Origin of the sequence: Prauserella salsuginis (genome assembly GCF_024648885.1) — a bacterium.
Taxonomy (GTDB): Bacteria; Actinomycetota; Actinomycetes; order Mycobacteriales; family Pseudonocardiaceae; genus Prauserella; species Prauserella salsuginis.
Genome location: NZ_JANBBF010000011.1, coordinates 154321 through 180306 on the forward strand (window position 1 = coordinate 154321; position 25986 = coordinate 180306).

The window sequence follows — 25986 nt, forward strand, 5'->3', positions numbered from 1 at the left end:
CGACGCGGCGACGTGATCTCCGGTGTCGCCGCGCCGACCCGTTTCGCCCGGCCGTGACCGGGGCGTGCTGGGACGCCCCGGTCTAGTCAGTGCGCCCCGGTCATGTTGCCCGCCAGCGTGGTGTGGCGCTTCTCGCTGTCGTCGTTCATGCCGGTGATCGTGACGGTGGTGCCCCGTGCCTCGTACTTCGTCGTGATGGCGTCGAGCGAGGCGACGGTGGAGGCGTCCCAGACGTGTGCGTCGGAGAGGTCGATGACCACGTTCGACGGGTCGTTCGCGTAGTCGAACTGGAACACCAGGTCGTTGCTCGAGGCGAAGAACAGCTGCCCCGTCACGTGGTAGATCTTGGTCGTGCCGTCGGGGTCGAGGACGCTTTCCACCGACACCAGGTGCGCGACCCGGCGGGCGAACAGCACCATCGCCACGAGCACCCCGACGACGACGCCGATGGCGAGGTTGTGGGTCGCGACGGTCACGGCGACGGTGGCCACCATGACCGTGGTCTCGCTCTTCGGCATCCGTATCAGCGTCTTCGGGTGGATGCTGTGCCAGTCGAACGTGCCGACCGCCACCATGATCATCACGCCGACCAGTGCCGCCATCGGGATGAGTCCGACGATCTGGCCGAGTGCGACCACGAGGATCAGCAGGAACACGCCCGACAGGAAGGTCGAGGCGCGGGTGCGGGCGCCCGACTTCACGTTGATCATCGTCTGGCCGATCATGGCGCAGCCGCCCATGCCGCCGAAGAAGCCGGTGACGATGTTGGCGATGCCCTGGCCCCACGACTCGCGGGTCTTGTCGGAGTGGGTGTCGGTGATGTCGTCGACGAGCTTGGCCGTCATCAGCGACTCCATCAGCCCGACGAGGGCCATGGCGAAGGCGTACGGCGCGATGATGGTGAGCGTCTCGAACGTGAACGGCACCGCGGGGATGCCGAGGATCGGCAGGCTGTCGGGCAGCTCACCCTGGTCGCCGACCGTCGGCACGGCGATGCCGGCACTCACGGTGAACACGGTGAGCACGATGATCGCCACCAGTGGCGCGGGGACGGCCTTCGTGAGCTTGGGCAGGCCGACCATGATCGCCAGGCCGACGGCGAGTAGCGGGTAGACCAGCCACGGCACGTCGATCAGGTAGGGCAGCTGCGCGGTGAAGATGAGGATCGCGAGCGCGTTGACGAAGCCGACCATGACGCTGCGCGGCAGGAACCGCATCAACCGCGCCACGCCGGCCCCGGCCATCAGCACTTGCAGCAGCCCGCCCAGCACGACGGCAGCGAACAGGTACTCGACGCCGTACTCACGCGCCAGCGGGGCGAGCACGAGCGCGATCGCTCCCGTGGCGGCGGAGATCATCGCGGGCCGGCCGCCCGTGAACGCGATCGCCACCGCCATGACGAACGACGCGAACAGGCCGACGCGGGGGTCGACCCCGGCGATGATCGAGAAGGACACGGCTTCGGGGATCAGGGCCAGGGCGACGACCAGGCCGGAGAGTGCCTCAGTGCGCAGAATGCGGGGCGACAGCCAGGCCGGGCGGCCGAGTTTCGGGCGCAGGGCAGCAGGAAGTGACATCAGCTTCTTTCGTCAGAAGGCGTGCGGAGAAAAGGAAAGAGGGGAGCCGCGTCGACGGGGCTCGTACCGAACGGAGACGACTCTACCGTTACGTAAGGGAAGTATCGGCCGGAATGTGATCCAGGTCCGGTGTGATCTGCGTCCGGTTTCGTGGCTGCGGCGCCCGGCGATGGTGCAGACGTGTGCGCCGACGACGTCGGAGCGGCTGCGGGCCGGACACTCCTGCGGGCGGGAAGCTCCTCCGGGGTCGGTTCAGTGCCGCTCCGGTGGCGCGGGTGGTGGGGTGCGGACCAGCACCGCCGCGATCGCGACAGTCACGGGCAGGGCGGTGAGCATGAGGAGGATGGCGCGGTAGGTGTCGGCGACGTCGTGGCCCATGGCCACCAGGAGCGGCCCGAACGCGGATGCGCCCACGGTGATCGAATGCACGACGCCGCGGATGGCGCCGAGGTGGCGGAGCCCGAAGCAGCGGGGGAACGCCACCGCTTCGAGGGTCCGAACACCGTTCGCGCAGGCGCCGAGCGCGACGCCGTAGAGCACGGCTGTGAAGCCCGGGGTCACCCAACCGGCCCCTGCGGTCGCCAGTGCGAGCAGGAGCATGGTCAGCACGATCAGCACTCGGTCGGAGAAGCGGTCGGCCAGCCAGCCGAGACCGAACGCCGTGATCAGTCCCGCAATGGTTTGGGGCAGAAACGTGGCGGCCGCCTCCGTGGCGGACAGGCCGCGTTCGCCGAGCAGGGACACCTGGTGGAAGTTGAGACCGGTCGTGACGAGCGAGCAGACGGCAACCCCGGCGGCGACGGCCCAGAACATGCCGGTGCGCATGGCCTGACCCCGAGTCCAGTCCACAGTGGGCAGTGGTCCGCGGGGCCGGTCGTCCGCCTCGCCGCCGCGAGGGGGTGCGGGTGGAGTGCGGGGCAGCAGGATCAGTGCGGCGGGGATGACCAGCAGCCACACCGCGATGCCTTCGCCGATCCACACGGTGCGCCAGTCGGCGACGGCGATCAGCCGCTCGAGCAGGACCGGCGCCAGCGAGATCCCGGCCGTGCCGATCGCCGAACTGAGTCCGATCGCGAAGCCCCGGCGCCGGTGTACGTAGATCGCGACGGTCGTCGTCGCGACGAGGTTGAGCGCGCCCTGCCCGCCGACCCGGACACCGATGAACGCCGCGGTCAACCCGGTGATTTCGCTCGCGGCGCTGCTCACGATGAGGATCAGCCCGAAACACGCGGCGATCGTCGCCATGATGCGCCGCGGTCCGTAGCGGTCGATGAGGCGGCCGAGCAGCGGCAGGACCAACGTGCCCGACAGTGATCCGATCAGATACGCGCCGGAGACCAGCGACCTCGAGATGTCCAGGTCCTCGATGATCGGGTCGATGAACACCGACATCGCCGCCGTCTGCCCGGGGGCGGTCAGCGCCAGCGCCACGGCGGCGGCCGAGACCACCCGGGTCGTGTGGGCACGGCCGGGGAGCGGTGTGGTCGTGTTGGTGGCGGTCGGCACGCGGTCGGGTCCTTTCGTCGATCAGTCGCTGTCGTCCGGTATTGCCGGGGGCCCGGTCGGTGCCGTGCTGCGTTGCCCTGCGCCCCGAACTGTGGCTCCCCGAACGGTGCCGCGCCCAGCGCGGCGGCACCGGGTCTCGCGGTGCCGAGCGTCGCGGCGCCGAACGGCCGAGCGGTGTGCGGTCGGCGGCGCGCCGGGAGGTTCGAGCGGGCGGCGGGAGGCTTACTGAGCGGAGGCCGCCTTCCGGGCACGCCTCGACGACGAGGCATGGAGCGCCGGAGGTGACTCGCGGGCGACCGTGCCGGCCGGACACTTACGTAACGGTAATCTCGGGGTGACGCGGTCGCGTACCTGGGTGCAGCCCGGGCCCGTTACGGTCGGGACCTTGTCGAGGAAGGGGTGCGGTGTGGCCGAACACATGCAGATCGGCGAGGTGGCCGAGCGCACGGGGCTGTCGCTGCGCACGATCCGCTACTACGAAGAGGTCGGCCTCGCCGTGCCCAGCGCTCGCAGTCAGGGCGGCTTCCGGCTGTACAGCGAGTCCGATGTCGACCGGCTGCTGCTCATCAAGCGGATGAAGCCGCTCGGATTCCAGCTCGAGGAGATGCGCGAGTTGCTCTCGCTCCTCGATGCAGCGCCCGACGATCAGGATCCGGAGGCCAGGCTGCGCGAGTTCGCCGGGGTCGCCGAACAGCGATGCGCCGAACTGCGCTCGCGGCTGAGCAATGCCGAGGAGTTCGCCGGCATGCTCCGCGAGCGGCTGGACGAACTCGCGCGCCCGCGCTCGTAACGCTGTTACGAGCGCGGCTGCCCCGTGTCGAGGCCGGTGTGGTGGTTCGTCTGCCGGGGTCAGTCGCCCAGCGGCACGTCGGGTAGGTGGTCCCAGAGGTCACGAACGTGCCTGAACTGTCGTTCCGGAAGCGCGTCCAGCACCTTGAGCACGGCGTCGCGGCTGTGGTGCTGGCTTGCCGCCGTGATCAGTTGCTGCTTACTCGGCGGTGTTCCGTCGAACGCCTCTTCGACGGCGTCGATGATCTCGATGCGGGTGACGGGGTCGTGGTCCTGGTGAGCTGTCTCGGTCACACGGCAACTCTACTCTTACGTAAGGGTAGAGTTGCCGTGTGATGTGGCGTCGGTCGCAGTGGTCTGCGGCCGGATGCTCAGGAGGGCCGACGGGTCGCGCCCGGGCTTGCCTGTTCGCGGGCCGCGTCGGTGTGGACCTGATACAGCGGCCGGTCCGCCGGAGCGATGCGGTAGCGACCCGGCGGCAGGCTGATCCGCCGGTCGTCGACGGCGGCGGTCGTCGCGGTCTCCAGGTGCACGGACTGCGCCGCCGTGATGGCGGCGACCGTGTCGTCGTGACCGTCGTCGGTGCCGGTGAGAACACCTCCGGGGCAGGGCCGTACGAACAGCTGCGCGCAGTCGTGTTCGGCGCCGGAGGGTGCGTGGCACCGCAGTGGTCCGGGCAGATGCGCCACATCGAACACCGGGGCACGGACGGTGCGAGTCGTGGCGTCCGCGCCCTGGATCATCACGACGGGGCTGGGGCGCAGGCAGCTGTTGACCCCGTCCGCCGGCGCGGCGAGGAAGCCGGGCAGCAGGATCGGCGCGTCCCGGGAGTGGGCGTACCGCTGTGCGGCCGGGGTCGCCGAGTGGTGGGTTGCGACGACGAGCCGCGTGTTTCGGCGGTGCGGCGACGTCGTGCCATGTCGTGATGTCTCGGTATGCCGTGCCGCCTCGGTGTGCTGTGCCGTGACCTCTTCGACGTGCACGCCGTGTCCGCTCAGCAACGATTCGAGTGCCGCCCGTGCTGCGTCGGCTCCGGGAGTGTTGCCGTGGTGTACGGCGACGAGCTCGCCCGCGGCGAGCGTCACGGGCGGCGGGAAATCCCGTTGCGGGCCTCCGTGGGGGAGTAGGGCCGCGACGCCGGTCAGCAGTCCGTGCAGGAGTCGGTCCGATCCGGGATCGACGTGTCCTCGGTGGCTGCCAGTGCCGGCAGAGCGGTGATCAGCGGGCGTTGCCGCCGGGTTCACGATGGCGCACTCCGCTCTCGCCCACGGTCGGTTGTCGCTTCGCAGCTCCTCCGCTACGGGCGCATGGCTGTTCCTGGAGATGGAGGTGGCGGTGGCCCGGCAAGCCGTCCGTTTCTCGGCGGGCCACTGCCACCCGTGAAAACATACCCTAACGTAAGGGTAGAGTTGAAGGCGACCATGTCGGACGTTGATGGAGGCGCTCGTGACAGCCACCGACGGCGCGCAGGATGTAACCCACGAGGCGCGCCGTAGAAGGTCCTTCGCGGTCATCAGTCACCCGGACGCCGGTAAATCGACGTTGACGGAGGCGCTCGCGCTGCACGCGCGCGTGATCTCCGAGGCGGGCGCCGTGCACGGGAAAGCCGGCCGTCGCGGTGTCGTGTCGGACTGGATGTCGATGGAGCAGGCGCGTGGTATCTCGATCACGTCGGCGGCGTTGCAGTTCGAGTATCGCGACTGTGTCATCAACCTGCTGGACACGCCTGGTCACGCGGATTTCTCCGAGGACACCTATCGGGTGCTGTCGGCGGTCGATTCGGCGGTGATGTTGCTGGATGCGGCCAAGGGGCTCGAACCGCAGACGCTGAAGTTGTTCGACGTGTGCCGGCATCGGGGGATTCCGGTGCTGACGTTCATCAACAAGTGGGACCGGCCCGGCCGGGAGGCGCTCGAACTGTGCGACGAGCTCCTCGAGCGCATCGAACTGCAGCCCATGCCGCTGACCTGGCCCGTCGGTGTGGCAGGACAGTTCCGCGGTGTCGTCGACCTCGACGACGGTGCGTTCGTTCGCTACGAACGCACCGCGGGCGGCGCGACGGTGGCTCCTGAGTACCGTATGAGCCCCGACGACGCCGAGGCCGAAGTGGGGGAGGACTGGACGCGGGCCGTCGAGGAGGCCGAGCTGCTGACCTCGTCCGACGGCGAGTTCGACCCCACGCGGTACGAGGACGCGTCCGCGACGCCAGTGCTGTTCGGGGCGGCGGTGCTCAACTTCGGCGTCCGCCGGCTGCTGGACCTGCTCATTGACCTTGCCCCCGCACCGGAACCGCGGAAGGACGCCGACGGCGCGCCCCGCCCGTTGGACGGCGAGTTCTCGGCGTTCGTGTTCAAGGTGCAGACCGGCATGGATCCGGCCCATCGCGACCAGGTGGCGTTCGCCCGCGTGTGCTCCGGCGTGTTCGAACGCGGCATGGTCGTCACCAACGCCACGACGAAACGTCCGTTCGCCACGAAGTACGTGCAGCAGGTGTTCGGACAGCAACGCTCCACAATGGATACGGCATATCCGGGGGACGTGATCGGCCTCGTCAACGCCACGGCGTTGCGGGTCGGCGACACCCTGTACTCCGGCAAACCCGCGGTGCGCTTCCCCGGACTGCCGCAGTTCGCGCCCGCGCATTTCGCGGTCGCCCGGCCCGCGGATCTGAGCCGATCGAAGCAGTTCCGCAAGGGTGTCGACCAGCTCGCGGCCGAGGGTGTGGTGCAGTTGCTCCGCTCCGATCTGCGCGGTGACGCCTCGCCGGTGTTCGCGGCGGTGGGGCCGATGCAGTTCGAGGTCGCGTCGCATCGACTCGAGCACGAGTTCTCCTGTCCGGTGGTGCTCGACCGGCTGCCCTACAGTGCCGTGCGCCGACTCGGTGACTCCTCGCAGCGCGGCATCGTCGACGCGGGCAGGCGCAGCGAGGTCCTCGACCGCGGTGACGGCACCGAGCTCGCGCTGTTCGAGGACGAGATGTCGATGCGGGTCATGCTGCGCCAGCATCCCGAACTCGCGCTGGAGTCGTTGCTCGCCGAAGGGGACTGACGCGCGAGAATCATGCCGGAAGCGGGCCGGACGCTGCCGCGTCGGCTCAGTTCACCGGTGAGCGGCGTTCGAGCAGCACCGTGTCGTGCCACCGGCCGTCCCGCTGGGCGATGCGTTCGCGCACGCCCACGGTGCGGTAGCCGGCCGCGTGGTGCAGGGCGACACTCGCGCGGTTCTGGGTGAAGATCGACGTCTGCAGTGTCCACAGCCCGTCGGCGTCGGCCTCGGTCACCTGCTTGTACAGCAACGCTTTTCCGATCCCGCGTCCCCGGTGATTCCCTCCGGTGTAGACGGAGGTTTCCGCCATGCCCTGGTAGCACTCCCGCGTGGACACGGGCGTCGCAGCGGTCCAGCCGACGACCTCGCCGTCGATCTCGGCGACCCAGCGATGGCCCGGTAGCCAGGTGGCGTCGAGGTACTCCTTGCCGGGCACGGTCGTCTCGAACGTCGCGATACCGGTCGCGATGCCTTCGCCGTAGATGCGCAGAACGGCGGTCCAGTCCTCGTCGCGCAGGGCCCGGACGGTCACGTCGGAGGGCAGGTCCTCGGGGCAGCAGGGCCGTGGGCCGAGTGCGCCCATGACGGCGTCCGCGGCGTGGGGGAGTCCGGTGCAGCACGCCTCGTTGACGGTGACGACCGTGGCCGTGCCCTCCTTGTGCGTCTCGACGAATCCGACGTCGGCGAGTTTGCGCACGTGGAACGAACAGGTCGACTGACTCGTCCCGAGTAGTTCGGTGAGCGCCCCGACCGTGATGCCTTTCGGGCTGGTGGCGACCGCGTGCAGGAGGCGCACCCGTACCGGTTCGGCGAGGCATGCGAACCACTCCGCGTACGTGCTCGCATCCGAGGTGGGCAGGACCTGGGCTTGGCGCAGCGCGATCGGCATGCGGCCAGTATATCGATACCTGTCGATGGTTGCTTTCATCGACTGCCATCGATACTGTCGTCCTCAGGTCAATCGATACACGTCGATGAAAGGCATTGGTCGTGAGTGTCGAAATGAGGGATGCGGCGATGAACGAGGCACCGGTCGTCGTGGTGGGTGCGGGTCCCGTGGGCCTGGCCGCTGCTGCGGAGCTGCTGGAACGGGGTATCGAACCGCTCGTGCTCGAACGCGGCGAACACGCGGGCGCTGCCGTGGCCGAATGGGGGCACGTACGGCTGTTCTCGCGGTGGTCCGAGCTCGTGGCCCCGCCGGCACGGCGACTGCTCGCTGCCCACGGCCATCGCCTGCCGGACGACCGCACGTACCCGACCGGCGCCCAGTGGGCCGCCGAGTACCTCCGGCCGCTGGCGACGACGCTGGGGCGGCGCGTGCGCTGCGGCACCGAGGTCGTCGGTCTCGCGCGCCGCGGCCGGGACCGCGTGGTGGACGCGGGCAGGGACACCGAACCGCTGACCGTCCACGTGCGCACCGCCGACGGTGAGGAGCGGATCACGGCGCGAGCGGTGGTCGATGCGTCCGGAACCTGGTCCACGCCGAACCCGCTCGGCGGCGACGGACTGCCCGCGGTCGGCGAGGGCGCCGCGGCCGAGCGGATCGCCCGCCATGTTCCCGATCTGAGCGACGCGCAGCTGCGCGCGCGGTACGTGGGGCGGCACGTCGTCGTCGCGGGCAGCGGTCACTCGGCGCTGACTGCGTTGATCATGTTCGACGAACTGGCCGCCGAACGGCCGGACACCCGGGTCACCTGGGTCCTGCGCCGCGGGCGGTTCGACGACGCGTTCGGCGGAGGTGCCGCTGACCAGTTGCCGGCGCGGGGTGCGCTGGGCGACCGCGCCCGGTCCGCTGTGGCGGCGGGGCGTATCGTCGTCGAGGCCGGATTCCGGACCGACGCCGTCGAACGCGACGTCCACGGCAAGCTACGGCTGACCACTGTGGACGGCCGCGGCATCGGTGACGTGGACGAGATCGTGGCACTGACCGGGTTCCGGCCCGACCTGTCGTGGCTGTCCGAGGTGCGGCTCGAACTGGACACGACGCTGCAGGCGCCGGTGCGGCTGGCCCCGCTGATCGACCCGAACGTGCACTCGTGCGGCACCGTCTATCCGCACGGCGCGGCCGAACTAGCCCACCCGGAACCAGACGTGTACCTGGCCGGGATGAAGAGCTATGGCCGGGCGCCGACGTTCCCCGCCATGACGGGCTACGAACAGGTCCGCAGCATCGCCGCGGAGTTGGCGGGCGACACCGAATCCGCCCGCCGCGTCGAGCTCACCCTCCCCGAGACCGGCGTCTGCGGCGGTTCGGGCTTGTTCGACGAGCAGGCCGACGAGCCGATGGCCGAGGACGCCGGCGGGTGTTGCGGCGGAACCGTTGAGATCGCGACGCCGGCCGCGTCGACCTCGGCGCCGAGCTGATTCGGACCGCGGTGGTCTTCCGTGCGAGATCGTCCGGAAGACCACCAGCCGGCTGTCGCGCGGGTGACCGTCACCGGGCGCCGGTCACGCCACGCGCAGGCGTTCGGTGATGTCGGCGACGGCCGGCTTCGCGGTGCGGCTCGCGCCGATCAGGGTCGCCGACGCCGGGCCTGTCCAGTCGCCGTAGCCGAGCAGGTACAGCCGCGGTTCGTCGACCGACCGGGTGCCGATCGTCTTCGGCACCCCGCCCGGCAGCGGCAGCTCCAGTGGTTCGAGGTGATCGAGCGCGGGGCGGAACCCGGTGCACCAGACGATCACGTCGCACGGCTGCTCGGTGCCGTCATCCCAGGCCACGCCGTCGCGGGTGAGCCGGTCGAACATCGGCCGGGCACGGCACACACCGCGGTCGCGAGCCTCGAGGACAGGCGGAACCATCACGATGTCACCGAGCGCCGAGACACTCTCGGCGTCCGTGCCGGCTCGGCGGGCGGCATCCCGACGGGTCGCGACGTCGAACAGCACGCGGCCGTCCACGTCGTCGGGCATGAACCGCGGCTCCCTGCGCGTGACCCAGGTCGTTGTCGCGACCGTCGAGACCTCAGCCAGGATCTGCGCCGCCGAATTGCCGCCTCCCACGACCACGACGCGGCGGCCGCGGAACCGCTCCGGTGAGCGGTAGTCGACGGTGTGCAGCTGCTCACCCACGAACTCGGCGGCACCCGGGTAGTGGGGCAGTATCGGCGAGTCCCAGGTTCCGGTCGCACTGATGACGAATGAGGCGTGCCAGATGCCGTGGTCGGTGTCGACGGCCAGCCGCGCGCCCGCGTCATGGACGCCGCGCACCCGCACGGGGCGCCGAACGGGCAGGTCGTAGCGCCGCTCGTAGTCCTGCAGGTATCCGGCGACGTGAGTTGCGGTGGGGAAGGGCTCGCCTTCCTGGCGGGGCATCCACCAGCCGGGCAACGGGTTGTGCTCGGCAGGGGAGAACAGCCGCAGCGAGTCCCAGCCGCGGCGCCACGCGCCGCCGGGCTCGTCCCGCGCGTCGAGGACGACGAACCGCAGCCCGGCCCTGCGCAAGAAATACCCTGCCGCGAGCCCGGCCTGACCGCCGCCGACCACGACCACGTCCACGGTCCCGGTCACGCCTCACCCTCCCCGGTCGCCGTCCCTGTTCGCCGCGCAGCCCGGTTGCCCCGTCGCTTGGACGATGGGCCGCTCCGCCGTCGTGCTGTCGGCCTCCCGACGGTGCGGGGCGTCAAGCCGTCGGCACGAGCTCGGCCAGTAGCGCCCGCACCCGCCGGTCGATGTCGTCGCGAATCGGCCGCACGTCGTCGACTCCTCTGCCCGCGGGGTCGTCCAGCTGCCAGTCCAGGTAGCGCTTACCGGGGAACACCGGGCAGGCATCGCCGCAGCCCATCGTGATCACCACGTCGGCCGCCTGCACCGCCTCGGTGGTCAACGGTTTGGGGAACTCCTTGCTCAGATCCAGCCCGAGCTCGCCCATCACCTCGCGCACGGCCGGGTTGATCGACTCGGCGGGTGCCGATCCCGCGGAACGGACGGTCACCCGGCCCGCGGCGTGGTGGTCGAGCAGCGCGGCGGCCATCTGCGAACGGCCCGCGTTGTGCACGCAGACGAACAGCACCTCGGGGATGTCGGACACGGGGTTCTCCTTCCGGTTGCGGCGGATCACCGCGGAGTGGATCGGTGCGGGTCGGACTGCTGCCGGTCGGGGGACGGGAAGAAGCGGCGCCGGAGTGCCAGCGAGACGTACACGAGCGCCACCAGCACCGGCACCTCGATGAGCGGGCCGACGACCCCGGCGAGCGCCTGGCCGCTGGCGGCGCCGAAGGTCGCGATGGCCACCGCGATCGCCAACTCGAAGTTGTTGCCCGCCGCGGTGAAGGCGAGTGTCGTCGTGCGTTCGTAATTCAGGCCGACGGCCTTGCCGAGCGCGTAGGAACCCGCCCACATCACGGCGAAGTAGATCAGCAGGGGCAGCGCGATGCGGACCACGTCGAGCGGGTTGCCGGTGATCCGCTCGCCCTGCAGTGCGAACAGCAGCACGATGGTGAACAACAGGCCGTAGAGCGCCAGCGGTCCGATACGCGGCAGGAACCGCGACTCGTACCAGGCGCGGCCCTTCGCGCGTTCGCCGAACCGCCGCGTGAGATAGCCGGCGAGCAGCGGAATGCCGAGGAATATCAGCACGTTCACCACGATCTGCCACGCCGACACGTCGAGGTCCGACGTGGGCAGGCCCAGCCAGCCCGGCAGCAGTTCGAGATAGAACCAGCCGAGCGCGCCGAACGCGAAGACCTGGAACACCGAGTTCAGCGCCACCAGGACCGCCGCGGCCTCGCGATCGCCGCAGGCCAGGTCGTTCCAGATGATCACCATGGCGATGCAGCGCGCCAGCCCTACGATGATCAGGCCGGTGCGGTACTCGGGCAGGTCCGGCAGCAGCAGCCACGCCAGCGCGAACATGACGGCAGGTCCGAGGACCCAGTTGAGCACCAGCGACGGCCACAGCAGCCGGTGGTCGCGCGTGACGGTGTCGAGCCGGTCGTAGCGGACCTTCGCGAGCACCGGGTACATCATCACCAGCAGGCCGAGCGCGATCGGCACCGAGATGCCGCCGACGGAGATCGCCTCGAGTGTCGTGTCCAGCCCGGGGATCCATCTGCCTGCGAGCAGCCCCACCACCATCGCCGCCGCGATCCACAGTGGCAGGAACCTGTCCAGTGTGGACAGCTTGCCGACGACGCCGCGGTCGTCGGCCGTTGCTTCGGTGTCGACGGTCATGCGGTGACCTCCGTCTCGGCCGACGTGTCGGCGGGGTTTCCAGCGGGCCGGAGCACGGCCGACAGCCGGGCGAGGACGTCCGGGGCCGCGCGGTAGTACACCCAGGTCGCGCGCCGTTCGCTCGTCACGAGCCCGGCCTCGCGCAGAACCTTGAGATGGTGCGAGATCGTCGGCCCGGTGAGGTCGAACGTCCCGGTCAGATCGCACACGCACGCCTCGCCGCCCGCGTGCGAGGCGATGAGCGAGAGCAGTCGGAGGCGCACCGGGTCGGCGAGGGCCTTGAAAGCCTGTGCCAGTTCGGTGGCCTGGTCCTGTGACAACGGGTCGCCGGCCAGCGACGTCTCGCAGGGCTCGGACGTCGCCGTCGCGGACATCGTGGGCGTCACGGACATTGCCGGAGTCGGGGACTGCGGCGGCGTCTCGGGATGCGGTCGCGCCCCGGCGTTCCGGTCGGACACCGGCGGCTGTTTCGACATTCGTCTATCTTGATGTCCGTCGATACAGTCGTCAACCGGCCGTGAGCGGCGCCTCATCCGGGGTTCGTGTCGTTCCCACCCGTCGCCCGGCCACCGCCCCCAAGGACGCGCTACCGCGCGACTGTGCTCTCGGGGGTCGGCATGTGCAGGTTCTCAGGCCTGAAGGGTCAGGCTGTCGCCGAGGGCGGCGTAGGTCGCGTCGATGCTGTCGATCAGGTCGGCGCGCGTTGTGGCGGCCTGCCCGTGCTCCGGCTCGGCCGCGGGGCGGAACGCCGTTTCCCGGTTCGCGCGGACCCAGCGGCGTGCGGCGGTGCGCCACGCCGCCATGGCGATCTCCGACAGTAGCCGGATCCGAACGTCCGAGGTCGCGGTGCCGTCGAGGCGGTCGCCGAGCTGCTCGGCGATACGTTCCTGGGTTAGCAGCGAGGCCAGGTCGCTGTGGTCGCGCAGCTGTGGTGTGCGCGCGATCAGTCCCCGGGTGGCGAGGAATCGGCGCTCCCACTCGGTGTCCATGCTCCGGACGGCCGCCGTCAGGCACGCGTGCAGCACGTCCAGTACCGGCCCCGTCAGCGACGCGTTCGCGAGCTCGTCGAGGTAGGTGTCCCACAGCTCGTGCTCCGCGGCCGTCGCCACCGCTTCCTTCGACTCGAAGTAGCGGAAGAAGGTGCGCTTCGACACCTCGACCGTGTCGACGAGCTCGTCGAGTGTCACAGCGTCGAAGCCGCGTTCGAGGAACAGGTGCAGTGCCGCTTCGCTCAGGGCGTGCCGGGTGCGGCGCTTCTTGCGCTCCCGCAGCGGCAGCGGCCGGTCGTCGTGGGTGTTCGTCTCGCTCACGGTCCGCACGATATCGCCACTGGGGCACCTCTGACATCTCGTGTAGTCTGTCACCCATAAGCAAACGCCACTGAGTGGCGAATCTGAGTGGTAAATCTGGGGAGGGATGGTTGTGCCCGTTCGTCAGCGCAGTGCTTTGATCGTGCTGCTGCTCGCCTCGACCCTGACCGTGATGGCCGGTGCCGCGGTCATGCCGGTGCTGGAGCTGATCCGGTCGGACCTGGACATCGACGGCGTGCTGGCGGGATTCGTCATCACGGCGCACGGCGTCGTGATCGCCGCGGCGGGCCCGCTGGTCGGCCGGCTCATCGACCGCTACGGGGTGCGGCGCCCGCTCGTCGCCGGACTGATCGTCTACGGCATCGGCGGGAGCGCCGGCCTGATCACGACGGACTACCCGACGCTGCTCGCCAGCCGGGTCGTACTCGGACTGGGTGCCGCCGTGGTGTTCACCGGTACGACCGTCGCACTGTTGTCGCTCTACCGCGGGAGTGAACGTGACCGTGTGATGGGCTGGCGCTCCACTGCGACCACGATCGGCGGTCTGGTGTGGCCGTTGTTGGCCGGCGCATTGGGTGGGGTGTCGTGGCACGGAGCGTTCGCCGTGTACTTCGTCGGCGTGCCGCTCGGGATCGCCGCCATTCGATTCCTGCCCGACGACGCCGACCGGGACGCCGACCGGGACGGTGGCGCCGAGCGCGCCGGCGGCGCGGTGCGGCTGCTGCGCCGGTATCCGTCCCTGCTCGGGTGGTACGGGTTGATGCTGCTGATGGGGCTGGCGATGTATTCGACGGCGGTGTTCCTGCCGACGCGGCTTGCCGGAATCGGTGTGCACAGCCCGCTTCTGGTGTCGCTGTTCATGGTCGCCTCGTCGCTCGTGGCCGCGGTCTCCGGGTTGCTGTACGCCCGCATCCGGGGCCGTGCCGGGCTCGGCGCATTGCTGCGGTTCTCGCTCGCGTGCTGGACGGTGGGGTTCGTGCTGCTCGCCGTGACCGGCGTGTACCCGCTCGTGCTGGTTGCCGGTGCGGTGTTCGGTCTCGGCAACGGGCTCCTGTTGCCGGTCCTGACGGTGCTCATCGGTGACACGCCGAGTGTGCACGACCGTGGCACGGCCACATCGCTGTCGGGCACCGCGATGTTCGTGGGCCAGTTCGCCTCGCCGCTGGTGTTCGGCCCGCTCATCGAGGCCACGAGCGTGGCCACCGGGTTCGCCGTGGCGGCGGTGTTGTGCGGAGCCGCCTTCGTCGTCCTCGCGGCGACGCCCATCCGAACCCCGCGCAACGAGTCCGATCCGGAATCCGAGGTCGATGGCGAACCCGGGTCCGATGCGGAGTCCGAGTCCGAGCCGGGATCTCGTCCGGAGCGAGCGGGCCGACCCGGGTGACACATCCGTGGTCTCGCCGTTGCCGCGGCCCGGCTCGGAAGGTCCAGAGCGGATCATCCGTGGCCGGGTCGTGCGACGACGGGGGCGTGCGTCAGTCGCCGCGGTGTTTCGGGAGGAACGCCGCGACGGCAAGTGCGGTGAGCGCCGCCAGTGCGCCGACGGCCAGCACGATCCGGAATCCGGCTTCGGAGGGCACTGACACGCCACCGACACTGATCGTCAGCCCGGCCAGCACCGCCCCGGTGATCGCGCTCGAGGAGGACGTGCCGACCGAACGCATCAGCGTGTTGAGGCTGTTCGCGGACGCCGTCTGCGACACCGGAACGGCCGCCATGATCAGAGCCGGCATGGCCCCGTAGGCCAGGCCGATGCCGGCACCGATGATGCTCGTGAAGAGCATGAGCTGCCAGATCTGGCCCATCAGTACGGTCCCGAGGCCGTAGCCGCATGCGACGACGACCGCGCCGGTCATCAGGGTGACCTTCGGTCCCGCGGCCGCGGAGATCCGGGCGGACACCGGCGACATCGCCATCATGATCAGGCCGTTCGGTGCCATGACCAGCCCGGTGACGAGAATCGTCTGCCCGAGGCCGTGCCCGGTGGCCGCCGGTGCCTGCAGCAGCTGCGGGACGACGAGAGACATCGCGAACATGGCGAATCCGAACACCGCCGAGGCGAGGTTGGTGAGCAGCACCTGGCGGCGCGCGTTCGTCCGCAGATCGACCAGTGGAGCCGGGGAACGCAGTTCCCATCTGCCCCAGATCACCAGGACGACGACTGCCGCGCAGGCCAGTCCGAGCGTCGGTCCGCTGGTCCAGCCCCAGTCGGCCCCCTTCGAGATCGCCAGCAGCAGGCACAGGAGCGCGACGGACAGTCCGATCGCGCCGGGCAGGTCGAAACGGCCGCCGGTCCGTACCGGCGACCCCGGTACCACGGTCGCGATCAGTACTCCGGACGCCAGGCCGAGTCCGGCGGTGACCCAGAACATCACGTGCCAGTCGGCCTGTTCGATGAGCAGGGCGGAGGCCGGCAGTCCCAGCGCACCGCCGACGCCGAGTGAGCCGCTCATCAGCGCCGTTCCGGAGCCGAGACGATCGCGGGGGAGGACGTCGCGCATGATGCTGATCCCCAGCGGGATCACACCGGCCGCGAAGCCCTGGAGTGCCCTGCCGATCACCATCATCGGCAGGTTTCCGGCGAGGGCGCAGCACACGGACCCCGTCACCTGGAGGCCGATGCTCAGCAGCAGCATGCGGCGTTTGCCGTACATGTCGCCGAGTCGGCCGACGGTCGGGGTCGCGACCGCGCCCGCGAGCAGTGTTGCGGTGACGGCCCACGCCGTGTCGGCCGCCGAGGCGCCCAGTAGTGCCGGAAGCGTCGGTACCAGCGGCACGACCACCGTCTGCATGAGCGAGACGATGATGCCGCTGAATGCCAGCACCATCACGACCGTGTGCGGCCGCGCGGGTGCGCGGCGCGTCTCGCCGGCTGGTGGTGGTGCCGTCACGGTCGTGGACATGGGGAACTCCTCGGTCGGTGCTGTGCCGTGCGTGGCGGCTGCGGCCACCGGATCGCCGCGGTCGGCGTGTGCCGTTCCGGTGCTTACGGTACACAAAATCAGTCGCGTGACTTAATTTAACATTCGGATGTTGTCGCGCCGGAAGGCCCGGACGTGTGACGCGTAAGCTGCGGCGAACCCGGCGGGAGGTGTTGAGTCGTGATGACCGGTAACGGAGTGGAACGCACGTCGCGGGCCGCCGCGACGCGGCAGCTGATCATCGAGGCGGCCGAGCGGTTGTTCGCCGAACGCGGCGTGACCGCCGTGTCGAACCGGCAGGTCAGCGAAGCGGCCGGGCAGGGCAACAACACGGCCGTCGGCTACCACTTCGGCGGCAAGGCCGACCTGGTTCGCGCAATCGTGCGCCACCGGTACGAACGGGTCGAGCACCTGCGTGAGGAGATGCTGGAGCAGGTCCGCGGGTCCCGGGAAGTCCGCGACTGGGTGTCCTGCCTGGTCCTGCCCATGACCCGGCACCTCGCGGCATCGGGGTCGCCGACCTGGTTCGCCCGGTTCGCGGCACAGGCAGCCACCGAGCCCGCGTTCGCCGCGATGATCACCGAGGAGGCGCTGAACTCACCGGTGCTGAACGAGGTCCGGGCCGGCTTGGACGCCTGTCTGCCCGAACTGCCGCGGAGCGTGCGGCAGCAGCGCGCGGAGATGGCGCGCACCCTCATGGTGCACACCGTCGCGGACCGTGAGCGTGCGCTCGCCGACGGCACGGAACCGTCGGCCGAGTCGTGGGACGAGGCCGCCCACGGGCTGATCGACGCGCTGACCGGGATGTGGACCGCTCCGGTGACACCGCTGCACTGAAGCCGCTGCGCTGACACCGCGCACCGACACCGCTGTGCTGGCGGCCGACCGGTGGTCGCCGGGGTCTCCGCGTATCGACGCCGCGCGCGGCGGTCACAGCCAATCGCGATGGCGGGCGTACCTCGCCGCGTCGTGCCGGGTGCGCGTCTGGGTCTTCTGCATCGTCGTGGACAGATAGTTGCGGACGGTGCCTTCGGCGAGGTGCAGCTGCGCCGCGATGTCGGCCACCGAGTAGCCCTCGCTCGTCGCGCGCAGCACGTCGGCCTCCCTGTCGGTGAGTGGGCAGTCGTCGACGACGGCGAGCGCGGAGACGTCCGGGTCGATCCAGCGCTTTCCGCCGTGGAGCGTCGCGATCACCGACGCGATGTGCGCCGGTTCGGCCGATTTGCTGACGAACCCCTGTACACCGAGCTTGAGTGCCTTCCGCAGCACGCCGGGCCTCGCGTGCCGGGTGAGCATGAGGATCACCTGTTCCGGCAGCGCGTCGCGGATCCGGGTGACCGCGCCCAGGCCGTCGAGTCCGGGCATCTCCAGGTCGATGACGAGTACGTCCGGCCGGTGCCGCAGTGTCTCCCGCACGGCGGACTCGCCGTCCTCGGCCTCGGTGAGCACGGTGACGTCGCCCTCCATCGGCAGCAGCGCGGCCATGGCCTTCCGTAGCAGCGCCTCGTCGTCGGCCAGTACCACGGTGGTCACGCCGGTTCCTCCTCGCCGATCTCGGTTCCCGTCACGGGTGCGGCGGCACCGAACTCCGCCGCGGTGACGAACCGGCCGCCCTGCTGCTGCACAGTCAGTGCCCCGCCCGCGTCGGAGATGCGGTCGGTGAGCGTCGCGAGTCCACTCAGGACGGGTCGGGTGTCCTGCGCGCCGTCGTTGACGATGGTGATGCCCGATGCCGACAACGTGATGCGGACCCGTTCGGCCTGTGCGTGTCGGAGGATGTTCGTCGTGGTCTCGCGCAGTACCTGGCCGAGCAGTTCGCTCTGGCCCGGAGCGGGATCATCGCGGCGGTCGATGTCGATGCCGATTCCCGCCGCCTCGAACAGGTTCTTCGCGTTCTCCAGTTCCGCCGTCAGGTTCAGGCGGCGTTGGGCGTAGGCGAGTTCCTTGGTGCGGGTGATCGTCTCACCCACCAGATCGTGGATCTCCTGCAGTTCGTCCTCCGCGCGCTTCGGGTCGGTGGCCACGAGCCTGCGTGCGAGCGCCGCCTTGAGCTTGACGACGTGCAGGGTGTGGCCCTGGATGTCGTGCAGGTCGCTGGCGAAGCGCATGCGTTCTCCGGCGACGGCGAGTTCCGCCTCCCGGTACCGCGCCCGTTCGAGGTCCGTCACGACGTCGTAGAAGCGCTTGTTGGGAAACTCGGCCAGGGAAGCCAGCAGCAGCAGGCCACCGGGGATGGCGACGTCGGCCAGGAGGGTTCCCGCCGCGCCGCCGGTGGTCACGAGCAGGCGCAGGGCCCCGATCGCCGCACCGCCGACGGTGAGAGCCACCGTCGCGGCGATACGCCGGCGCGGCAGCCGCGACACGACGAACGGCCCCACGACGAGGAGTGGGAAGAACGCTGTGCGCATGTCCGAGGCCAGCGCACCGTAGAGCCACACGCCCGCCGTCAGCGCGAGGCACGGCACGGCGACCCGGAGGATGCCCCCGTGGGCCCAGTGCACGAACGCGTACCCCGCCGTCGCGACACCCACGGCGAGTACGGTCCGGTCGAGCCATGTGTCGGTGTCGACGATGATGAGCAGGATGCCGATACCCAGGACCGGTGGCATCAACACGGTGAGGTTGATCTTGCGCAGCCGGGTCTGTGCGTCGGACTGGTCGTCGGTGGTCGTCACGGGTCCTCGTCGGCCGGGAGCGGGCAGATCCGTTCCCAGCATTCCGTGCCGGGCGTGCGGCCGCCAGTGACACCACGTCATGGGTGCGTACTGGGAAATGTCATGCCGAGGTCGTGACGCCGCGACACTGCCCTAGCGGCGCCCCACGGCGTGGAATCGACGTCATGAACAGCACAGACGACACACCGGTCATCGACGTCGAGAGGCTCAACCTCGTCTACGGCGAGTTCCACGCGGTCAAGGACCTCACCTTCCAGGTGCGGCGCGGCGAGTTCTACGCGCTGCTCGGCACCAACGGTGCGGGCAAGACCTCGACGTTGGAGGTCATCGAGGGGCACCGGCCACCGGCCTCGGGCACCGTGCGCGTGTTCGGCGACAGCCCGCGCGACAGGGGTTCCGTGCGTCCGCGCATGGGCATCATGCTGCAGGAGAGCGGGTTCTCCCCGGATCTCACGGTCGCGGAGTCGGTCCGGATCATCGGCGCGCTGACCCGGCGCGCCGACGACGTCGACCGCGTCGTGGACCTGGTCGGGCTCACCTCGAAGGCACGCACCAAGGTCTCTCAGCTCTCCGGTGGTGAGAAGCGCAGGCTCGACTTCGCCACCGCCGTGTACGGCACGCCCGAGCTGATCGTGCTCGACGAGCCGACCACCGGTCTGGACATCCAGTCCCGCGACGAGCTCTGGGACGCCGTCGACCGGCTGCGCGAGGGCGGCACCACGGTCGTGCTCACCACGCATTACCTCGAGGAAGCGCAGCAGCGGGCCGACCGGATCGGCCTGATGCACCAGGGGGTGTTCCACAGGGAAGGCACGGTCGCCGAGCTGACGGGCGCGTTGCCGGGTGTGATCAGCTTCGGTCTGCCGTCCCGCCCACTCGCCGGGGTCCCGGCGTTGCCGCTGCACGTGGAGCGACAGGGCGACGGGACGTTCCGTGTCGAGACCCACCGCGTCCAGAAGGATCTGTACACGCTGCTCGGCTGGGCCGAGGACCACGGCGTCGATCTCATCGGACTCGAAGCGGGCCCCACCCGTCTCGACGACGTCTTCCGCGCCATCAACTGAGCCGACTTTCTCACCCGGCTCCGCCACCTGCTCGTCCGGCTTCGCGACCTTCTCATCGAGGGAGTACATCCATGCTCGCCATCGCCTACGGCGAACTCGTCCAGCTCTTCCGCAACCGGCTCGTACTGCTGACCAGCTTCATCATGCCGATCGCCATCAGCGCGTTCTTCGTCTACCGCCACGAGATCTTCGCCGACATGGGCAGTCTCGGCTACATCGCCGCGATCGTGGTGTTCACCGTAGGAGCGTTCGGCCTCTACACCAGTGCGGTGACGACGCTCGCCTCCCGCAGGCAGAACCTGTTCCTCAAGCGGCTCCGGTCGACGGCGATCGGGGACAGCGGAATCCTCGGCGGCCTGTTGCTGCCGGTGACCGCGCTCGCGGCCGTCCAGGTGACCGGGATCCTCATCGTCTTCGGCGTCGTCGCGGGCGGACCGGCGGACGTCGTCCTGCTCGCCGTGGGGGTCGTCGCGACACTCGCCATGCTGGTGGGATTCGCCCTGGCGACGGCGGGGCTGACGAACTCGCCCGAACACGCGCAGGTCACGACGTTGCCCGTGGCGATCGGCGTCATCGTCGTGGCGAGTTGGATCGGTCTCACCGGCACCGAGGACCTGGAGTTGGTGAAACGGTTGGTGCCCGGCGGCGCGGCCACCGAACTGGTACTGAACGCCTGGAACGGCGGGGTGGAGCTGTCGCAGTCGCTGATCCTGCTCGCCCCGACCTTCGCCTGGGTGTTCGTTGCGGCCAACCTGGCGGCGAAGCTGTTCCGCTGGGAACCGCGCCGCTGACGGCGATCCGTGTGGTCCCGCTGCGTACGCACCGCCGCCGACGTCGCATCCCCAACACCCGGACGTGCAACACGGGCTCGTGGGTGCGGTCGCGCGGCAGCGCGTCGATCAGGGGCGGTGGTCGGGCCCCAGGGGACCAACCCGGACGCCAGGGGAGCAACCCGGGCCCCAGGGGAGCAACCCGGGCTCGTGGGTTCAGGAGCCGTAGCGCTCCGCATCGCGCAGCGCGTCCCGGAGGGCGGTGTGGGCCTTGAGCAGGGTTCCCGCTGTCGGCAGGGAACCCTGGTCCGGCCAGGCCTCGGGGTCCCAGACCTTCGACCGGCCGAAAGCTCGTCCACAGTGGACGAAAAGTTCGGAGACCGTGACGACCACCGCCAGTTCCGGCGGCGATCCCTTCAGCGCGAGCCGGTCGAGCAGCTCGCCGTCACGGACGATCGTGGCCGTGCCGTTGATGCGCAGGGCGTGGTCGATGCCCGGGACGAGGAACAGCATCGCCACGCGCGGATTCCGGAGGATGTTGAGCATGCTGTCGACACGGCGGTTCCCCTGCCGATCGGCGAACGCGACGGTGCGCTCGTCCAGCACGATCACACTGCCGTCCTCGTCGCCGCGCGGGGACACGTCAACGCTGCCGTCGTCGGCCGCCGATGCCAGCATCAGCAGCGGGGCGGCTTCGAGGAACCTCCGGGACTCGTCGTCGATGGCCGGCGCCGCCTTGTCGGCGATCAGCGGCACCGGCTCGTCGACCACTTCGCGCAGCTCGGTCTCCGACCTCACGACCGCACCGGAAGCCACACCCGACACCGCCGCGGACCCGGCTCCGGTGGGAGGAATCGCCGCCGCGACATCGAGGGCGGCTTCGGCGGGGGTATCGGCAGCGGCATCTGCGGGGGTATCGGCAGGGGCCGCGGCTACCGAGTCGGCCGCGGCGGTGCCGGCTGCAGTGCCTGCGCGGTTCGCGGATCCGTGGTGTCTGCCGATCGGCACGATGAGCGGGGTGGCCGACACCGGATCGTCGATCACCCGGCTCGGCAGTGCGAAGACGTCCCGCACGAGCTCCTCGGTGACCACCTCCCGCGGCGCGCCTTCGGCGACCAGCCTGCCCTCGGACAGCACGACGAGGTGGTCGGCGTATCGGCACGCGAGGTTCAGATCGTGCAGCACGGCCACGATCGTCGTGGCCTCGGTGCGGTTCAGGTCCGCGAGCAGGTCGAGCACCTCGACCTGGTGAGTGAGGTCGAGGAAGGTCGTCGGCTCGTCGAGCAGCAGCACACCGGTGCGCTGCGCGAGAGCCATGGCGATCCACACGCGCTGGCGCTGCCCGCCGGAGAGTTCGTCGACCGAACGGTCGGCGAGGTCGAGTGTGCCCGTCGCGCGCATCGCGTCGGCGACGGCCTGTTCGTCGGCATCGGTCCACCGGCCGAACCAGCCCTGGTGCGGCGAGCGGCCGCGGCCGACGAGGTCGGTGACGGTGATGCCCTCCGGCGCGGACGGCGACTGCGGCAGGATCCCCAGCTGCTGGGCGACCTCACGGCTCGACAGCGAGTGGATGCTCTTGCCGTCGAGACAGGCGGCGCCGGCGGTCGGCCGCAGCAGTCGTGCCATGCCGCGTAACAGGGTCGACTTGCCGCAGGCGTTGGGGCCCACGATGACCGTGATCCTTCCCGGCGGGATGTCCAGCGATAGCTCGTCGACGACTCTGCGGTCGCCGTAGCCGAGGCTGATCCGCTCGGTGTGCACGGCCGGCCGCCGGGATTCTCCGGGCGCGGGCGCGGGCGCGGGCGCGGGCGCCGGTGCCGGTGCCGCGGCGACGGTGTGTGCTGCTGCGGATTCGCCTGCCATGCTTCTCCTCCGTCACTCGCCGCGTCCGGCGCGATTGCTTTTCGCGAGCAGCCACAACAGGTACGGCGCGCCGACCGCGCCGGTCACGACGCCGACGGGGAACTGCTGATCGCCGAACAGGTGTTGGGCCACGAAGTCCGAGCTCAAGGTCACGAGTGCACCCACAAGGGCAGCGGGCACGGTGCCGGGGCGAGCTCCGCCGAGCAGGCGTGACGCGATCGGCCCCGACAGGAACGCCACGAACGCGACCGGTCCCGCCGCTGCGGTGCCGACCCCGATCAGTCCCGTCGCTACCAGCAGCAGCGCCAGTCGGGTGCGTTCGACGGGCAGGCCGAGTCCGCGCGCCGAGTCGTCGCCGAGTTGCAGTCGCGGCAGCGCCCGCGCGAGCAGCAGGGCCGTGGGCACGAGCACCACCAGGCAGCCCAGCAGCGCTGCGACCTCGTCCCACGAACTGTCGTACAGGCTGCCGGTGCGCCACAGCAGCGCCTGCTGCGCGTCGGTCATGTCGGCGCGTGTCATGAGGAACGACACCGCCGACAGCAGCGCCGCGTTGACGCCGATGCCGATCAGCACGAGCCGGTAACCGCTGATGCCGCGTTGCCAGGCGAGCGCGTAGATCAGCGCCGACGCGGCGACGGCGCCGGTGAACGCACCTGCGGACACGGCGAACCCGCTCGCGCCGAACGCGACGATGGCCAGTACGGCCGCGGCGCTGGCGCCGGCCGAGATGCCGAGTACGTCGGGACTGGCCAGCGGATTGCGGAGCAGTCGCTGGAACAGCGAGCCCGCCAGTCCGAACGCGACACCCACGAGAAGGCCGGTCACCGCACGCGGCAGGCGCAGGTCGAACAGCACGTAGTCGATCCGCGGCTGGAGCTCACCGACCTGCTGGCCGACGAGCCTGGCCAGCAGGTCCGGGATGCCGATGCGGAAGTCGCCGACGGCGAGTGCGGCCAGCAGCACCGCGGTGACGGCGGCCGCGAGGCCTGCCGTCACGACGATCGCCCGCGAGCGTTCCCTGCGGCGGGCACGCGAGACGCGGGCCACGTCGCCGGACGTCGCCCTGTTGGCCGGCGGGGCCGGTGCGGTCGCGGCGGTCGCGGGGGTCGAGGGGGTCACAGCCGGGCCAACTTCCGCCGTCGCACCAGCACCACGAGCACGGGTGCGCCGAGCAGTGCCGTCACGACCCCCGCCTGCACCTCGCCGGGCCGTGCGACGACCCGGCCGAGCACGTCGGCCAGCACCAGCAGGACCGGTCCGATCAGCATCGACAGCGGCAGGATCCGCCGGTAGTCGGGACCGGCCACCATGCGCGCGAGATGCGGCACCGCGAGCCCGAGGAACGTGATCGGGCCGGCGAGGGCGGTCGCGGCACCGGCGAGCACGACGACCGCGAGACCGCAGCACACGCGGTCGGTCGTCGTGTTCTGCCCGAACGACCGCGCGACGTCGTCCCCGAGCGACAGTCCGTTGAGGACCTTGCCGAGCAGCAGCGCACCGACGATCCCGGCCGCGAGGAAGGGCAGCGCCTGCTCGACGATCTCCGGATCGCGGCCCGCGAGCGTGCCCACCTGCCAGAACCGGAACCGGTCGTGTGTCGCGGGATCGGTCAGCAGGACGGCACTCTGCAGCGAGCTCAGCGCCGCGGTCAGGGCCGCACCCGTGAGGGCCAGTTTCAACGGGGACGCGCCGCCCCGGCCGAGCGAGCCGATGACGTAGACCACCGCCGAGGCGGTTGCGGCACCCGCGAATCCGAACCACACGTATCCGGTCAGGCTGGTCACGCCGAACACCGCGATGCCCACGACCACGAACAGTGCGGCGCCCGCGTTGACGCCGAAGATGCCGGGGTCGGCCAGCGGATTGCGGGTGACGCCCTGGATGAGCGTGCCGGCCAGTCCGAGTGCCGCGCCGACGAGCAGACCCGCCAGTGTCCGGGGCACGCGGCGTTCGGTGACGATCAGGTGGTCGACCTGGCCGGGATCGAACGCCGTGAGCGCGTCGAACACGGTGGTCACCGGGATGTCCTTCGTCCCGACCGCCAGGCTGAGGACAGCCGCCACCGCCAGGCAGGCGCCGATACCGAGTGGTTTCCGCACAGTCGCCGGCAGCGGTCAGCCGAGCGTGTCCGCGAGCAGCGGCACGACCTCGTCGAGGGCCCAGGACAGGCCGACCACCGAGTTGCTGGAGAAGGCCAGCGAGATGTCCTGGTCGCTCAGTACGAGGTCGTTGCCCTTCTCGACCGACGGAATCGCCCGGTACAGCGGGTCGCCGGTGACGTCCTCGGGGTCGGCGCCGATGAGGAACACCGCGGTCAGGTCGGCGTCGAGCAGATCGAGGCGTTCGTCGGAGATGGGGACGCTGAACCCGCGGCCGCCGGGCTGGCGTTCGATACGCGGCGAGTTGACGAAGCCGAGCCGTTGCATGAACTCGACCCGGCCGTCGCCGTCGAGGTAGGCGCCCCACTCGTCGGGCAGCCGCGAGGCCAGCACCATCTCCGTGCCCTTGAACTCGGGGTGCTCGCCGGCGACGCGGTCGAACTTGGCGTTCAGGTCCTTCCGCAGCTGCTCGGCCTCGTCCTGCCTGCCGAGCGCCTTGCCGATCATGTCGAGCTGCTGCTGCCACGTCGTGAGGTAGTCGTCGGCTCCTTCGGGCAGGCTGACGACGGGCACGCCGATCTCGGTGAGCCGGTCGTGCCGTGCGCGTTCACCGCTGGAACGCGTGTCGAGGATGAGGTCGGGGTTCAGTCCTGCGACCTGCTCCATGTTCACTTCGAGCGTGCCCAGCTTCGCCGGTGGCCGGTCGTACTCCTGCTGCGACCACGGGCCGAGACCGTCGTCGCCGACCTCGAGCCAGTCCGCCGTGCCGACCGGTTGCACGCCGAGCGCCATCGCGACCTCGGCATCGGTCCACCCGAGCGCCACGACGCGCTGCGGCGGCTCGTCGATGGTCACGTCACCGAACTTCGTGGGGATCGTGACGGGGAACTGCGAGTCGTCGGCCTCCGGGTTGAGCTGCCCCTCGCCGCCGTCGGCACGGCCGTCGGCACCGGTCGTGGTGCAGCCGGTCAGGGCCACGAGCACACCCGCGAGGAACACGGCGAACAGGGTTCGCAGGGGCCGAGCGGCACGACTCATGGGTACGCCCTTTCGAGGGAGGCAGGTAAACTGTGCCTACCCTAACTACGAGCGTGTGCTCTCGGAACTCCTGGTGACGTGGGCCGGGTCACGCGGACTGCGTCCCGTGGCGCCGCTGCGCCCCAAGGGCACCTTCGGGGCGTTCAGCGGCGCCCCCAAT

24 protein-coding genes and 1 pseudogene are annotated in these 25986 nt (G+C 70.3%); 7 read left to right on the top strand and 18 right to left on the bottom strand.

Features of this window, described 5'->3' with window-relative positions:
- Positions 1 to 86: 86 nt before the first annotated feature.
- Positions 87 to 1577 (bottom strand): SulP family inorganic anion transporter, encoded by a 1491-nt coding sequence (locus LY40_RS15690; protein WP_258937303.1) that lies wholly within the window; start codon positions 1575 to 1577, stop codon positions 87 to 89.
- Between the two features lie 252 nt (positions 1578 to 1829).
- Positions 1830 to 3083, bottom strand: coding sequence for an MFS transporter (locus tag LY40_RS15695; RefSeq protein ID WP_258937304.1), 1254 nt, complete (start codon positions 3081 to 3083; stop codon positions 1830 to 1832).
- 406 nt (positions 3084 to 3489) lie between these two features.
- Here LY40_RS15695 and LY40_RS15700 point away from each other — a divergent pair, with 406 nt between their 5' ends.
- Complete coding sequence (locus tag LY40_RS15700) at positions 3490 to 3873, top strand: MerR family transcriptional regulator (protein WP_372497695.1); 384 nt, start codon at positions 3490 to 3492, stop codon at positions 3871 to 3873.
- 59 nt (positions 3874 to 3932) lie between these two features.
- Here LY40_RS15700 and LY40_RS26395 read toward each other — a convergent pair whose 3' ends face one another.
- Entirely contained in the window at positions 3933 to 4166 is a 234-nt protein-coding gene (locus tag LY40_RS26395) for a DUF2795 domain-containing protein (protein ID WP_258937305.1), read from the bottom strand.
- A gap of 77 nt (positions 4167 to 4243) precedes the next feature.
- A complete protein-coding gene (locus tag LY40_RS15710) occupies positions 4244 to 4957 on the bottom strand; it encodes a hypothetical protein (RefSeq protein WP_258937306.1) in 714 nt (237 codons plus the stop codon).
- Between the two features lie 361 nt (positions 4958 to 5318).
- Between LY40_RS15710 and LY40_RS15715 the strand changes: the two genes are divergently transcribed.
- On the top strand, positions 5319 to 6920 hold the full coding sequence (locus LY40_RS15715) for a peptide chain release factor 3 (RefSeq protein WP_258937307.1): 1602 nt from the start codon (positions 5319 to 5321) through the stop codon (positions 6918 to 6920).
- Between the two features lie 46 nt (positions 6921 to 6966).
- Here LY40_RS15715 and LY40_RS15720 read toward each other — a convergent pair whose 3' ends face one another.
- A complete protein-coding gene (locus LY40_RS15720; protein WP_258937308.1) occupies positions 6967 to 7806 on the bottom strand; it encodes a helix-turn-helix domain-containing GNAT family N-acetyltransferase in 840 nt (279 codons plus the stop codon).
- Between the two features lie 128 nt (positions 7807 to 7934).
- Between LY40_RS15720 and LY40_RS15725 the strand changes: the two genes are divergently transcribed.
- Positions 7935 to 9281, top strand: coding sequence for an FAD-dependent oxidoreductase (locus tag LY40_RS15725; RefSeq protein ID WP_258937309.1), 1347 nt, complete (start codon positions 7935 to 7937; stop codon positions 9279 to 9281).
- Positions 9282 to 9365: 84 nt separating this feature from the next.
- Here the strand turns inward: LY40_RS15725 and LY40_RS15730 are convergent, their stop codons facing one another.
- From LY40_RS15730 to LY40_RS15750, 5 genes are all read right to left on the bottom strand, one after another.
- A complete protein-coding gene (locus LY40_RS15730) occupies positions 9366 to 10424 on the bottom strand; it encodes an ArsO family NAD(P)H-dependent flavin-containing monooxygenase (protein ID WP_258937310.1) in 1059 nt (352 codons plus the stop codon).
- 112 nt (positions 10425 to 10536) lie between these two features.
- On the bottom strand, positions 10537 to 10887 hold the full coding sequence (locus tag LY40_RS15735; protein WP_307876916.1) for an arsenate reductase/protein-tyrosine-phosphatase family protein: 351 nt from the start codon (positions 10885 to 10887) through the stop codon (positions 10537 to 10539).
- An 83-nt stretch (positions 10888 to 10970) separates the two neighbouring features.
- Positions 10971 to 12086 carry an ACR3 family arsenite efflux transporter gene (gene arsB / locus LY40_RS15740; RefSeq protein WP_183778815.1) on the bottom strand — a complete coding sequence of 372 codons (1116 nt, stop codon included), beginning with the start codon at positions 12084 to 12086 and terminating at the stop codon, positions 10971 to 10973.
- A complete protein-coding gene (locus LY40_RS15745) occupies positions 12083 to 12460 on the bottom strand; it encodes an ArsR/SmtB family transcription factor (protein ID WP_183784844.1) in 378 nt (125 codons plus the stop codon). The genes arsB and LY40_RS15745 overlap by 4 nt, the downstream gene beginning before the upstream one ends.
- Before the next feature lie 255 nt (positions 12461 to 12715).
- The gene (locus LY40_RS15750) at positions 12716 to 13396 is read right to left on the bottom strand and encodes a TetR family transcriptional regulator (protein WP_183778813.1); all 681 of its coding nucleotides are present in this window, start codon (positions 13394 to 13396) and stop codon (positions 12716 to 12718) included.
- Positions 13397 to 13508: 112 nt separating this feature from the next.
- On the opposite strand from LY40_RS15750, the gene LY40_RS15755 reads away from it, so the two are divergent.
- Complete coding sequence (locus tag LY40_RS15755; RefSeq protein WP_258937312.1) at positions 13509 to 14780, top strand: MFS transporter; 1272 nt, start codon at positions 13509 to 13511, stop codon at positions 14778 to 14780.
- A gap of 91 nt (positions 14781 to 14871) precedes the next feature.
- Here the strand turns inward: LY40_RS15755 and LY40_RS15760 are convergent, their stop codons facing one another.
- Complete coding sequence (locus LY40_RS15760) at positions 14872 to 16299, bottom strand: MFS transporter (RefSeq protein ID WP_183778808.1); 1428 nt, start codon at positions 16297 to 16299, stop codon at positions 14872 to 14874.
- Between the two features lie 201 nt (positions 16300 to 16500).
- Here LY40_RS15760 and LY40_RS15765 point away from each other — a divergent pair, with 201 nt between their 5' ends.
- Positions 16501 to 17154, top strand: coding sequence for a TetR/AcrR family transcriptional regulator (locus LY40_RS15765; protein ID WP_183778806.1), 654 nt, complete (start codon positions 16501 to 16503; stop codon positions 17152 to 17154).
- Positions 17155 to 17247: 93 nt separating this feature from the next.
- On the opposite strand, the gene LY40_RS15770 is transcribed toward LY40_RS15765, so the two are convergent.
- Both LY40_RS15770 and LY40_RS15775 read right to left on the bottom strand, forming a co-directional pair.
- Positions 17248 to 17850: a response regulator transcription factor gene (locus LY40_RS15770; protein WP_183778804.1), complete on the bottom strand. Its 603-nt coding sequence runs from the start codon at positions 17848 to 17850 to the stop codon at positions 17248 to 17250.
- Positions 17847 to 18992, bottom strand: a complete 1146-nt coding sequence (locus LY40_RS15775) for a sensor histidine kinase (protein WP_308216677.1) — start codon at positions 18990 to 18992, stop codon at positions 17847 to 17849. The genes LY40_RS15770 and LY40_RS15775 overlap by 4 nt, the downstream gene beginning before the upstream one ends.
- Before the next feature lie 164 nt (positions 18993 to 19156).
- On the opposite strand from LY40_RS15775, the gene LY40_RS15780 reads away from it, so the two are divergent.
- Together LY40_RS15780 and LY40_RS15785 are read left to right on the top strand one after the other, a co-directional pair.
- A complete protein-coding gene (locus tag LY40_RS15780) occupies positions 19157 to 20056 on the top strand; it encodes an ABC transporter ATP-binding protein (RefSeq protein ID WP_183778800.1) in 900 nt (299 codons plus the stop codon).
- Positions 20057 to 20127: 71 nt separating this feature from the next.
- Complete coding sequence (locus LY40_RS15785; RefSeq protein WP_183778798.1) at positions 20128 to 20847, top strand: ABC transporter permease; 720 nt, start codon at positions 20128 to 20130, stop codon at positions 20845 to 20847.
- A 195-nt stretch (positions 20848 to 21042) separates the two neighbouring features.
- On the opposite strand, the gene LY40_RS15790 is transcribed toward LY40_RS15785, so the two are convergent.
- The 5 genes and pseudogenes from LY40_RS15790 to LY40_RS15810 form a co-directional block, all read right to left on the bottom strand.
- Complete coding sequence (locus tag LY40_RS15790; RefSeq protein ID WP_258937481.1) at positions 21043 to 21834, bottom strand: MSMEG_1061 family FMN-dependent PPOX-type flavoprotein; 792 nt, start codon at positions 21832 to 21834, stop codon at positions 21043 to 21045.
- Positions 21814 to 22689: pseudogene (locus LY40_RS15795) on the bottom strand (ABC transporter ATP-binding protein); the annotation flags it as partial. The pseudogene LY40_RS15795 and the gene LY40_RS15790, both read right to left, overlap by 21 nt.
- Before the next feature lie 12 nt (positions 22690 to 22701).
- Entirely contained in the window at positions 22702 to 23808 is a 1107-nt protein-coding gene (locus LY40_RS15800; RefSeq protein ID WP_258937313.1) for a FecCD family ABC transporter permease, read from the bottom strand.
- The gene (locus tag LY40_RS15805; RefSeq protein ID WP_372497694.1) at positions 23805 to 24707 is read right to left on the bottom strand and encodes a FecCD family ABC transporter permease; all 903 of its coding nucleotides are present in this window, start codon (positions 24705 to 24707) and stop codon (positions 23805 to 23807) included. The genes LY40_RS15800 and LY40_RS15805 overlap by 4 nt, the downstream gene beginning before the upstream one ends.
- Before the next feature lie 96 nt (positions 24708 to 24803).
- Entirely contained in the window at positions 24804 to 25826 is a 1023-nt protein-coding gene (locus LY40_RS15810) for an iron-siderophore ABC transporter substrate-binding protein (protein WP_183778793.1), read from the bottom strand.
- Between the last annotated feature and the right edge of the window lie 160 nt (positions 25827 to 25986).